At 36.5% G+C, this 13,348-nt stretch carries 8 protein-coding genes; 3 read left to right on the forward strand and 5 right to left on the reverse strand.

Annotated elements, in window-relative coordinates:
• Positions 1-73 precede the first annotated feature (73 nt).
• Both AAOP42_RS02425 and AAOP42_RS02430 read left to right on the forward strand, forming a co-directional pair.
• Positions 74-1,141: a peptidase associated/transthyretin-like domain-containing protein gene (locus tag AAOP42_RS02425; protein WP_349526865.1), complete on the forward strand. Its 1,068-nt coding sequence runs from the start codon at positions 74-76 to the stop codon at positions 1,139-1,141.
• An 8-nt stretch (positions 1,142-1,149) separates the two neighbouring features.
• Complete coding sequence (locus AAOP42_RS02430; protein WP_349526866.1) at positions 1,150-2,667, forward strand: alkaline phosphatase family protein; 1,518 nt, start codon at positions 1,150-1,152, stop codon at positions 2,665-2,667.
• A gap of 199 nt (positions 2,668-2,866) precedes the next feature.
• Here the strand turns inward: AAOP42_RS02430 and AAOP42_RS02435 are convergent, their stop codons facing one another.
• From AAOP42_RS02435 to AAOP42_RS02450, 4 genes are all read right to left on the reverse strand, one after another.
• Positions 2,867-5,176, reverse strand: a complete 2,310-nt coding sequence (locus tag AAOP42_RS02435; protein WP_349526867.1) for a glycosyl hydrolase family 95 catalytic domain-containing protein — start codon at positions 5,174-5,176, stop codon at positions 2,867-2,869.
• 372 nt (positions 5,177-5,548) lie between these two features.
• Positions 5,549-7,123 (reverse strand): RagB/SusD family nutrient uptake outer membrane protein, encoded by a 1,575-nt coding sequence (locus AAOP42_RS02440; protein WP_349526868.1) that lies wholly within the window; start codon positions 7,121-7,123, stop codon positions 5,549-5,551.
• Between the two features lie 18 nt (positions 7,124-7,141).
• Complete coding sequence (locus AAOP42_RS02445) at positions 7,142-10,519, reverse strand: SusC/RagA family TonB-linked outer membrane protein (protein WP_349526869.1); 3,378 nt, start codon at positions 10,517-10,519, stop codon at positions 7,142-7,144.
• 161 nt (positions 10,520-10,680) lie between these two features.
• Positions 10,681-11,712: a FecR family protein gene (locus AAOP42_RS02450; RefSeq protein WP_349526870.1), complete on the reverse strand. Its 1,032-nt coding sequence runs from the start codon at positions 11,710-11,712 to the stop codon at positions 10,681-10,683.
• Between the two features lie 190 nt (positions 11,713-11,902).
• Between AAOP42_RS02450 and AAOP42_RS02455 the strand changes: the two genes are divergently transcribed.
• Complete coding sequence (locus AAOP42_RS02455) at positions 11,903-12,559, forward strand: RNA polymerase sigma factor (RefSeq protein WP_349526871.1); 657 nt, start codon at positions 11,903-11,905, stop codon at positions 12,557-12,559.
• Between the two features lie 381 nt (positions 12,560-12,940).
• Here AAOP42_RS02455 and AAOP42_RS02460 read toward each other — a convergent pair whose 3' ends face one another.
• On the reverse strand, positions 12,941-13,168 hold the full coding sequence (locus AAOP42_RS02460; protein WP_349526872.1) for a hypothetical protein: 228 nt from the start codon (positions 13,166-13,168) through the stop codon (positions 12,941-12,943).
• Positions 13,169-13,348: the final 180 nt, after the last annotated feature.

Consider the following 13,348-nt stretch of genomic DNA (forward strand, 5'->3'; position numbering starts at 1 on the left):
AGAAATGTAGAATTGGCAACCTTTACTACCGAATTGGAATTTTAACTTAACCAAAGTAAAGGAAGCTTGATTTATGCAATCAGAAAAGTTCTTTTTAAAGACAACCATTTCGAACCGTTGGCTCTTCGCCGTACTCCTTTTATTTTTATCTGATTTCCAAGGTTTCTGCCAACAAGACTCTATTCCCTTCAGGATCGTTGACAGTAGCTCTAATGAAAGCATTCAAAATGCTCATGTTTCGAATGCTGATAAGAAAATAATTGCGATTTCAAACAATGATGGATTATTTGAAATCAATGATTCATTAATAAGTACAGACAGTCTAGTTGTGAGCTGCATCGGATACCGAAACACTTTTCTGATTTTCTCCAATCTCCTGAAAGAACAAATCATCAAATTAGAAAGAGATACTATAATATTGGATGAGTTAGTAATCCAGCCAATGAGTGCCAAGGAAGTGGTTCTGAAAAGTATAAAGTCTATGGAAAAAAATTATCTCAGCAAAAACCTCACTACCCGTGGCACTTTTAATTTGCAAATTCGAAAAGACACTATCTTACTTAGATCTTCCAAATCAAAGATTGAAGTTAAATCGAATCCTGGCATCTACAGTCCTAAAATTTCTTCGCTATCCTATTTGACACAATTGGGCTCATCAGAAATAATAAATAATGAAAGAGAGTTAATTGAAGAGACATTCTTTTTTGATCACATCATTCAAGGTCGAGGTTTTTTGAATAAAGAAAACATAGACTCATGGAGATTCACAGTGGAAGGTTATACCTCGTATGAAGAGAAGGAGGTAATTATTATTAATGCAAATTTTATTTCTAACGGAAGTGTATTACATTTTGGAAATATGTTTATCAATTTGTCAGATTTTGGGATATTAAAAATAGAATATAAGTACAAGTGGAAAAAACTAAAACTTAAGCCGACCGATATAGATTCTCTCAGATCCAACCAATCCAGTTGGTCTGGATTCGCATACTATACAAAAACAACTGGTAGTAATAAATATGACCTGCTTAACTTGGGGTATATAATCGAAAAAGAAATTTATTATAGGAACACCTCAACATTATACATATTCAAAAAACTAAATGATTATCAAATCCAAACCGATTTTAATGCAGACTAAAACTCATCATGAATAAATTAACACTTCTCAACCTTGCACTGTGTTTTATTTTAACTTCGTGTCACCCTCCTACGGAAAAACAGAGAATCAGAACGCTTGTAGTCTTCTTTGATGGCCTACGCCCCGATTACATCACTCCGGAAACAATGCCCAATCTTTATGCATTTTCGAAAACTGGAAGCTACGGCAAGCAACACCATAGCGTTTTTCCAACAGTAACCAGAGTAAACGGATCTTCCTTCTCATCGGGAAGCTACCCAGCGACCAACGGCATCATGGGAAATTCTGTTTATTTTCCGAGCGTTGATCAGAAAAATGGACTAAGCACCGGAGATTACAAAAACCTATTTAAAATCAGCGAAGCAACAAATGGCCATTTGTTTACAGCGATTTCTTTAGGAGAAATATTGCAACAACAGGGAGAACGAATGATGGTATTCAGTTCAGGCTCTACCGGCCAGGCAATGATGCAAAATCATACTGTCAGCGATGGAGCCATTATCAATCCAGATTTAATTTTACCCGAAGATTTTAAAGAAACGGTTTTAAAAGAAATAGGAGCAATACCTGAAGAAGATCACCCCAATACAGCCCGACACAAATGGATTACGGATGCATTGATACAATATGGGTTTGCTGAGGATGGCCCGTTGGTTAGTTCCATTTGGTTTTCTGATCCTGATGGTACGGCGCACAGTGATGGAATTGGTGCTCCTTCTTCGATGAAATCCATACAAATTGTAGATGCTGAATTTGGAAGGATTTTGAGTTTTTTAAAGGAGAAAAATCTATTGCCATTTTATAATGTCATCATTTCTGCCGATCACGGATTTGTGACCGATATAGGCAAGGTAGGACTTACAGATTTTTTGATTGAGAAAGGGCTCAAAAAGAGTAAAGAAAGCGACGATGTGATTATTGTAGGTGGTGCGCTCTATATAAAAGATCATGACCCAATGGTAGTGCAAAATATAGTCTCAACACTTCAAGCTGAAGATTGGGTTGGACCTATATTCACAGCAGGAAAAAACAAAGGAGACATGAAGGGTAGCATTTCAGGTACACTTTCGTTTGAATCCATCCATTGGAACCATACCGAGCGATCAGCAGATATTTTATTGACAGAAAACTGGAACGACAACAAAAACGAACACGGATATGCTGGTACTAGTTTCGCCAGAGGTATAGCTGGCCATGGTGGAATAAGTCCTTACGAAGTACACATTCCTTTGATAGCAGCCGGACCAAGCTTTAAAAGCAAGACAGAAAGCGAATTGCCTACTTCCAACGTTGACATCACTCCTACTATTCTTGCCATCCACAACATTCCTATTCCAGCATCAATGGATGGCCGTGTGATAAACGAGTTACTGAAAGGAACTAAAAATCAAACAGAATCAAAAAAAGAAACCCTCACCACTTCAGCAGAGTACTCAGGAGGTACTTATACCATTACTCTACAAAGATCAATCTTAGGATCATATCAATATGTAGATTATGCGAAGGTGGTGAGGGTTGGGAAGTGAAATTTTTCTTACAGATGAAGAAAATAACAATTTAAACAAATGGACTGATAAATATCCCTGAAGCTAGCTGCCGAGGTATTCAACGTAATTTTGTTTTGATGTAAAACCTGCCGCTTTTCAAACTTTTTAGCAGTTTACTCCGATGTAAGGATCTAGAAATTCTTTAATTGTCGCAAAGTGACTTTTTTTTCATTTTAAATTATAAAGCCGTCAGTACAACATCTTCCCCCTCTTTTATTTCTATATTCAAAGTCTTCCCTTTCAATATTTCTTCCTTGCCATTGCCTCTGAGTATCCTGACATCAACATCAGGCCAAGGGTTTTCCAGTAAACAAACCTTTCCTTTCTCACTGAAAACCTTGACATATTGGATGATACCGTTTTTTAATTCACTCGACACAAGGAATGCCCCTTTTGTCCTAATCTTAACAAATGTGGCATCATTTTTTTTTGGCCATACAGGAAATACACGAATTATTTCACCATACCCCATGCACAACATTTCGTTGATCGTATTGGGAACAGTGCTAAAATTTTCAATCCCGTGAGGGTTGTCCAATTGAAAGCCATTTGGATAGGTATGGTCAATGTATTTATGAAGTTTTGCCAATATGGTATCCGCATTGTAACCCACTCGAACGGCTGCTGGAAAAAAACTATTGGATCCGTTGGGGTCGATCCAACGTTGCATCACATCTATGGTATTTTTTGCTATCCTTAATAATTCAGTATCACTGTACAATCCTATCTGACCGGACGGATAAATATGTTGAATACCAAGGGTATTGTTGTCCCACCAATCCGTGCCCTTTTCAGTATACCTGAATACAGTTTTTCCGTTTTTATTCTGGATCGGGTACTTTGATAGATTGTCAAAAATGTGTTGCCATTTTTCGATCTTGTCCATATCAACTTTTAATTCTTTACTTAAATCAATGGCCAATTCCATCACCTTTCTGACAAGCCCTAAAGACAATATAGGGTTCATTGTGCCCACAGTTCCTTCATGTATCGCATCGTTATAGATTACATAGCGGTTATCTTCCAACTTGAGGTAATGTTCCCAAAAACTTGCCACCCCTTTTACGAAGGGGTAGATTCTTTGTCCATATTCCAGATCATAGGTATAATAAAACTGACTTGCCATATTTATGAGGCAATATGCGGAATTACTTTTTTGCCCAAAAAATAAGCCCTCATCTTCAACTGAACCCTCGTCGATATAATTGTATCGATGTTTTACCATCAAATCATTTTTGCGGGTACTTTCCATTCCTAGAGGTCCAATTCCCACAGGTAACATGATGCCATCCGGTATTCCAGTGATTTTTTTAGAATAGTATTTGCCACGCTCCATCATGGCAAGAACAGGGGCATTAAAAGGGTTCGCCTGCTCAATATGGTTAGATGAATACAATCCATAGTATGGAGCAATGTGGTTATAATTCAAGTGATAGTCACCATTCCAATAAGGACGTTCTTTGGTTATACAAGTTCCAAAAATGGAAGGCGGAAAATCCGGATCTCGACTAAAACAAGCCATGCTGTAGTTTGACAGATAATATTGTTTTTCAATTACATCATCATTGATATCAATATATGATTTTGACCAGTAATCTTTCCACCACATTTCATGTTCCTTTTCTATGTCAACGATGTTAGATTCATTGATCCCTGAAACGTTTTCCAAAACTTCCTTAACGCAATCTTTACTTTTAAAATTGCTTGAAAATGTAATGGCAATACTAACTTTTTGACTAGGCTCAATACTGAATGTATTTGAAGATGTGCCAAGAATATTAAAGGCACAACTAGCTTTCGAGGCGATATCAACATCCTTTTTAAATCCTCTGGAAATCCAATATACCCCCTTACTGTTATTTTTTTGTTCTCTTTCATCTTCAAACACCACATCAAAAGGAGGATTATCCGTCATTTCGTCGATACCTGGCAGAACCAAGCTGACTGTACCACTGATTTTTTTATTTCCTTCACTACTTATTTCGACAATCATGATATCCTGAACAGCAGAGATGTAAGTGGTAAAATTGACGCTAAAACCGGTTTTGGAAAAACTGGAATAGGTTTTAGCTTCATACAAATCTTGTTCAACTCGATACTCGGCACCTTTCAGTTCAGGTATGTCAATTTCCAATTTTCCAAGTACAGCTGGGAAACACTGGTTATATGAGGATTTTAATCTCCAAAAATCATTTCTGGCTATATAATAAACTTGCTTTTCAGGTTTTCCAGATATTGCAATTCCTGTAAATCCATTTCCTAACATAGGAGCATCCACCGAATGTGGTACAGGTATCTTTTTTGGTGGGTCTGAAAACAGTATCTTATGTTTGCCAATAATTTCTTCATTCTTTAGCTCATTCAGGAAAACTGAATCACGTTGTTCCGTTATTGAATTATCACCAACTTCATAAGCTAATAAGGTATATGGCGCAATACAAACTAGTAACCAAGCTAAAATTAGATATTTCATTTTTATTTCTTTCATTTATACTTTTTAAGACGGATATCATATCCCCTTTTCAGTGATTATAGAAACTCATAATAACCGATATTCGAATTTTGAAAACAAAGAAACTGTCCTATCGAAATGAAATGGAGATCTTTTTCTAATATTGTATACCAAATCATAAAACACATTAGATGTCTTGGTCAGGAAGATTTCTCCAAAGTAGAAAAGACAGTTTCTTTGGAATTTATTTTATCAAAGTGATTTAATACCCCGACTCTTTGGGTCTTAAACAACTTTATTTGCGAAGCAAAATCCATAGAATACTCCGAGGCAGAGCCCCGAGGTATTTTATTCAATTTCATTTTCACTGAAAACAATATCTGAATAGCTAGCAAAGGTGAAATCTACCTAAAAATAGTCCGGGTTTTGGACTAAAATACCATTGTTGTTGTTTATCTCAGTTTGAGGTAATGGCCAATGGTAGTTCTTTAATTCAAAGTTTTTGGGAATAAGTGCTTCCGATGCTGGTAATGTAAAAAGCTGATCTGCAATTTTCCAGCGTTTACCATCATCATATCTGAACCCTTCAAAAGCCAACTCAATTCGTCTCTCATGTCGAATTGCATTCCTCATTTCATCTTTGCTCAGTCCATCAACTAAAGGAGGCATTTTTACATCATCTCTGTCCCTTATCATATTGATAGCATCATAAACATCTGAAGTAGGACCATCAATTTCGTTGGTAGATTCAGCATACATTAATAAAACTTCTGCATATCGAATTGCCGGCCAATAGCTGCCATTCAAATTTGCATGATAGTTCTGCGCATCAGTAGAAGCTATTGTCTTAAGATAACTATACCCCGTTGGGGAAGGGGCAGTAAGGGAAAACTCAAAACCATCTTCAAAAACCGCAGTTTGTGTAAACAAGGTATATGCCATACGTGGATCTCGGTTTTTATATACATCTGCTGCATCGTATAACGGGTTCAATTCTGAAAATGGTGTACCATCTATAAATTCAAATGAGTTGGCCAAATTGGCATATGGCACTATTCCTCCTCCCGGAGATACGTTGGCTATATAATTAGCAGCCACACCCCAACCATTAAACATGCTCACAAAATTAGTAGGTGCAGTCCACTTAATTGCGAAAATAAATTCGGGATTACCTTCCTGCTCCCCAAGCTCATCGACAAACATCGCTCTAAAACCGGGTGCTATACTATAATATTTTTTCGCTATTATTTCCGAAGTAATACTTTTAACTTGTTGCATAACATCCTCCTTTGCAGAACCATCATCGTTGTAAGCATCAAAAAGCAAAATCCTACTCTTCAAAGCTTGAGCGGATGTTTTGACCAATTTTCCTGCGCCAGATGCAAAAGACTTATCCGGCAGATTTGCAATAGCAAAATCTAAATCTGACAATATCTGTATCTTAATTTTTGCAGGATCCACCTTTGGTTGAAACTGGGTTTCATAAAAAACTGGTTCAAGAGGCATAGGAACAGAACCATAAAATTTATACAGATTAAAGTATCTATTTGCCCTCATAAACTTCACTTCAGCCTCAAATTCCTTTATCCAACTTTCAACAGCACCTCCATACTCCGATAATTCTTTAAGAAAAATATTATATCGTGCAATATTTTGATAAGATTCAGTATAAACTACATCAATATAACCTCCGGACAATGAGGTAATCGGTCCCTGAGCTATTGATGTCGCACTATAAAAGGAAGCTTGACCATTATCTGTTAAACAGTCCATAACTGGATTGGCAGATGAAAACAAGGCTTCCTGAAAAGTTGAATAGCAAGCTGACAATGCCTGATCAAAATCTTCCTTGGATTGATAAAAAACGGCAGATGACAATTTATCATTCGGATTTCTATCAAGAAAATCATCAGAACATGAATATATGGATACAATCGCAATGAAAATCACAATTGTACGACCTATTTTATATATAATTTTCATAATTTAATAATTTTAATCTTAAAATATTACATTAAAACCGAAAGACACCACTTTGTTCATAGGGTAACTAACATACCTACCACTAGTCACGGATCTTTCAGGATCTGAACCTTCATATTTAGTGCTTGTCAACAAATTATCACCTGCGAAATAAATCCGCATTTTCTGAAGACCCAATTTATTGAGCCAAGTGTTAGGCAATGTGTAACCTATTTGTAAGGTTTTTAATCTAAGATATGAGTTGTCTTTTAAGAAATAAGTTGAATTCTTACTGTAAGAGAGAGGATCACCAAGCATTACCTCAGTTGTTGATTGGTTTTCAGGAGTCCAAGCTTGTGAAAGTTGCTTTTTAGTTGGAGCAGTGTGTTGTATGTATGGTTGTAAACCCCAACCTGTAGCATACATTCGAGAACCTTGCACCCCTTGGAAAAGGATATAGGTATCAAAATTTTTCCATTCAGCACCCAACCTGACTCCATAAGTAAAATCTGGGAAAGCTCCTTTCTCCATTGGAACTCTATCATTGTTGTCAATTATACCATCTTCATTGACATCCTTATACTTCAATGTACCAGGTTGGGTGTTATCGCCAAATTGTTTTGGGGAACTGTTAATTTCGTCCATAGATTGGAAAATACCTTCAACCTGTAACAGGTTGAAGGTATTCCAAGGTCTGCCTTCCTCCCTGATATATGCACCTGACAATTGTGGTGTACCAAACTTGGTCAATTTGTTTTTAAATGTATTGAAAATTAAACCTACATTCCACCTCAGGTTCTCTAATGAACCACTTTTAACAGTGCCACTATAGGTCAAATCAAGATCTATTCCAATATTTTGCATCTCTCCTGAGTTGACTACCGGAGCAGATAACCCCACAAGGGCATTAACTTGGGCAGACCGCAAGATATCAGTCGTGTACTTCTTATATGCATCAATGGTCAAGGACAAATTGTCAAAAAAAGTGACGTCCAACCCTAAATTTGTAGTGGTAGTTTTTTCCCAGATCAAATTATTATTGTTCAACGAAGTTTGGGCAACACCTGTTGATGAATTACTACCATCAAAAGGATACGACCCTGTGTAACTCAATATCGCTTGATATGGATAAACACCAATATTCTGATTTCCAAGCAGACCCCATGAACCTCTTAATTTCAGAAAATTCAACCATAATTTTGATTCCCCCATAAATGCCTCTTCACTTAAAACCCATCCGGCGGAGAAAGATGGGAAGACCCCCCATCGTTTTTCGTTGGATAACCTTGACGTACCATCATATCTAACATTTGCTTCAAAAAGGTATTTATTTTTAAAATTATAATTAACCCTTCCAAAAAGGGAAGCGATCGCCCATTCCGAGCTATTTCCACTGTTTATCTGAGAACTCGAAGATCCTGCATCTAACTCAGTTGTTTCATTAGACGTATATTGGTTTCTTTGTGCCGAGATATAATTTGAATGGGAATCTTCATATGAAGTTCCAACCATTAATCCTAATTCATGTTCTCCGATTGATTTGGAATAATTCAAGTAAGAATAAAAGTTCTTGTAAACATCTATAGTCATTTCTTGAATCAAATAAGATGGATTTTTATAAACAGTTAATGCACTGGCATCTCTGTATAAACGTAATGTTTCCGGCTGGCCAGAGTGAACCTTATTATCAAAGAATTTTCCCGAAAAAGCTGCTTTTGTATACCAATTCAAACCTTTAATTATTTCAAAATTGGACCATAACTGACCTGTGCCCACCCAATTTTTGTTGTAGCTTCCATCAAACTTTTTTGTTTGGAAATAAGGATTCCAGTTTGGTCCCTCAAAATCATAACTACTTCTTGTGAAAAATGGACTTCCATCTGCCACAGTTGGCTCATACAATGGCATTTGGGTAAACATGGTTAAGTAAAAGTTCTCAGCATCTATATTGCTTGAAGACCAAGTTGGAGTTCCAACGGTATTTCCCGTTTTAAAATTTAGAATAGCACCAGTCTTGAACTTTTTGCTGATTTCAGATGTAATATTAAGTCTGGTGTCAAATTTCTTATAGCCATATGACTTGAGCGTACCCTTTTCATCTGTATATCCCAATGTAAGGTTAAATCTTGTCTTATTTCCCCCTTTTATACTTAGAGCGTGTATGGTTCTAGGCGCAGGATCAATCATAAAATCAAACCAATCAAAATTAGGGTACAAATGCCTGTCTGTTGCATTTTCATATTTATCGATTTCCGATTGAGGATACATTCGTTCAGGTCGTGGAGTCCCATAATTCGAATTAATCACATTGGTGTTCCATCCTCTCATAAAATCAGCTGAATTTGTTACCAGATCGGGTAAGCTTGTGGGAGATTGAACAGAAAAATTGAAATCATATCCAACACTTATTTTTCCATCTGCACTCTTTCCATCTTTGGTTGTTACCAAGATGACACCATTTGCACCTCTTGAACCATATATCGAAGCGGATGCAGCATCTTTCAACACAGAAACTGATTTAATGCTGCTTGGATTTATTCCATAAAGGCTTCCAGGAATACCATCAATAAGTACTAGCGGTGCTGAACCTGCACTACTAAATGTACCTTGCCCTCTAATGGCGATATTTTCTCCTCCTTCACGAGGCTGCCCATTTACTGCTGTAATGTTCACACCTGCAAGCACTCCTTGTAACATTGAGACAGCATTCGTAACAGGTCTTTTGGTCAAGACTTCCCCATCGACCATAGCAACAGATCCTGTTAAGTTTACTTTCTTTTGACTACCATACCCCACAACTACCACTTCTTCGAGTTGTTCAGCATCCAATTGCATCTGTATATCTATAACGCTCTTTGCACCAATCAAAATTTCCTGAGTAGCATAACCTACAAAAGAAATGGTCAAAATAGCAGATTCCTGAGCTTTCAATTTGTAATTTCCATCTACATCAGTCGTTGTTCCTGAAGAGGTTCCTTTTACTACCACCGATGCACCAGGTAATCCCTCACCATTTTCATCGGTGATTTTACCAGATATGTCAACATCTTGTATTGAAAAATATTCAGTGATGACTTCTTGATATTCTTCGATTTTACCCACATGAATATTGCCGTTGACTCTTCTGAATTTCAGATTCGCTTTTTTGGATAAGGTTCTGAGCACATCCTCCATGGAAGCTTCCGTAATGCTAACATTGATGTTTTTATTAGCATTTATCTCCCCGTCATGAAAATTGAACTTAAAGCCTGTCTTTTTGTTTAAATCGGAAAACACTTTTTTAAGCTTGGTATTTTCCCAATTGACGCTCAATCGAATGTCTTTTAAACTTTCGGTTTGAGCATTTCCTACCTCAGCAAACAAAAGGCTGAAGCACAAAACCTGTAAAAATATACCGTAAATGGCGTACTTTGACATGATAATAATTTGCCGTAAAACTTTTAAATACATAATTTTGGTATGTTAAGTGAACATTTTTTACTTAATGATTTTTATTTGACTGTAGATCAAGGGTCTCCAAACCACTACAGTCGATATTAAAGGGGTCAGTGCAGCAATGTGCTGGCCTTTTTTATGAGCTATTGTTTTCCATATTGATTGGTTTTTATGTTTACAGTATTGTTATTTATTTCATACTCAAGGCCTGTTGCGAATGCAATTCCATCCAGCACTTTTTCCAATGAAGGATTGTTTTCGAACTCACCTGTATAATATCCTTTCACGGTTTTCGAAGATTCAATTTCTATCCCATACCAGTTCTCAAGCACTTCAAACACATCCTTTAGTTGCTTTTGGTTGAAATACAATTTACCATCCCGCCAGGCTACCTCCTCATTGTAATCAAAATTGCCTTTAGTAATTTGACCGTTGTTGTAGATTACTATCTCGCTAGGAGTCAATATAACCGAACTGCCTTTTGTATCTTCAACCTTTACTTTTCCCGTGACCAGCGCAACCCTGACATTTCTTGTCTCTACGTTGCTATTAACATTGAATGAGGTACCAAGAGCTGTAGTTACAATATCATTTGAGATTACTGAGAATGGCCTGTTTACATCTTTTGTTACTTCAAAAAAAGCTTCTCCTTCCAGATAAACTTCTCTCTTGCTTGAATTAAATTTTTCAGGAAATCGCAAACTGGAACCTGCATTTAATTTTACCACCGTGCCATCTCCTAATTTTATCAGATTCTTTTGTCCTCTTTTGGTTTCTTTAACGACCCAAGTAATAGCTGTAGTTTCTGAAAGAGTATCATGTTCTGTCGGTATCAACGCATAAATACTAAGTACCAACAAGGCAATTGCTGCAGCCCAACCCAACCAACTGAATTTAGGCTGATAAACCAATTGTGATTTCTGCTGCTGACTGGCCTTGCCTTTGAGCACTCCTTCAAGCATTTCTACATACTCACTTTCCTTTAGGCTATAAGACTCATTAAATTCAAGTGAATTAATGACTTGCTTCGCCTGTGCAACCTCTACCGCTTTGTCCGGATTATTTTGTAACCACTTTTCCCAAAATAAATTCGTCCCGTTATCGCCTTTGGTAACCCACCGAACGAAATATTCATCTTTCAAAAAATCATTGGTATTGTATTGATTGTACTTCATTTGCTCAATCCATTTTCCATTTCAATAATAAGAGGAAACAGGAAATCTATTTGCCCCCATTGATTCCAATAAAAATTTAACAAGGATTATAATTGATTGATAATAAGTATGTTGGAAAGTAAAAAAAACCTTCTGTATATTTACAAAAACTATTTAGAGTAAACTTTAAACTAACTAACAAAAATCACAGGTGCTTTCTCATCAGTTTCATATCAGCAAAACATCAACTCAAAAGGAGGCTAAAGTCTCTCAAGTCAATTCTTTTGACACATGGAAAGATGTAGAAATATGGAACGCTTATAAGGAGGGGAACGAAGAGGCATTTATCTACATCTACTCTAAGTATGTGAACATTCTTTTCAATTTTGCTTGTCATTATACCACCAACCATGCACTGGTAAAAGACTGTATTCAGGATTTATTTATATTGTTAAAAAGCAAAAAAACCTTTGGACAGGTCGAATCCATTAAACCTTACCTGTTCAAATCATTGCGTAGAGAGGTTGTTAGAGCTCTAAAAAAAGAATCCAGGTATGCACTCAAAGACAATGATAAAGATTTTCAAAAATTTGAAGTTGTATTGGCTTGGGACGAAAAAATAATTAATGACCAATTCACCTCCGAAAGGAAAGAAACAATCCAAAAAGCCATTGAAAGTCTTACTGAAAAGCAAAAAGAAGCGATAATATATTTTTACTACGAGGGATTTACTTACGAAGAAATCTCCCAGATAATGAACATGACTTCTGCCAAAACTGCCAGAAAACTCATCTACCGAGCCATTGATTCCCTGAAACTATGCATTAAGGATGGTGATCCCGGGATATTTTTGACACTCCTCTTATAAGCAAACTTTATAAATACTGAAACATATCAAAAACCAAATATCCTACTCAGGAACAGTAATGTTATTGAGACTTATTCTATGAGAGTTGGATCGATTATTGACCTATCGGTTTTTGCCTCGATTGTCGGATATTGATCAATTCAATTTGCCTTTTTCGGGGTTTGATTCGATAAGTTAAGATTGTGTTTTTATTAATCAGTCCACGATGTACATTGTTTTGCTTGGTGGTTTTTTTCAGTAGTTCGGGAAATACACTCAACAAGTTGAAAAAATCATTGGACTCACGAACGAAATTTCTTACTTCCCTTTCTGTAAAATAGGTTTGTAGTTAGTTAATGATATTATAATAACCCTTTTCTGCACGTTTAGTCCAGACAATCTCTAAAGCCATTTCTGATATTTTGCCATTACTTCTTTATGAGGAACAAGTTCTCCCCTATCTGCTTGAGCAAGCCCTTCTTCTATTTCTAAACGTTCTTCTGTGCTAATCTCATCCCACCAATCTGCTTCTTTGGTCTGCTTTAAAGCAATGAATTCATTAAGCACTTTGGCATCATTTAGTCCAGCCAACCATTCGATCAATCGTAATTTTTCTGCTTGAATATCCATTTGAACCAGATTTATTTCACTTTAAAGTTAATTATTTTATTATTGGTGTCCGAGAAAAGATTTTGCCTTCTAAGGAAATTCATCAAAATCACCCCTAAATCCCCTAAAGGGGACTTTTTGATCACCCCTTCAGGGGGCGGGGGTAGTTTTAGGAAATCGGAAAAATCTTTTCTCATTTCG

Source organism: Reichenbachiella sp. MALMAid0571, assembly GCF_040151475.1.
GTDB lineage: Bacteria > Bacteroidota > Bacteroidia > Cytophagales > Cyclobacteriaceae > CAXBNB01.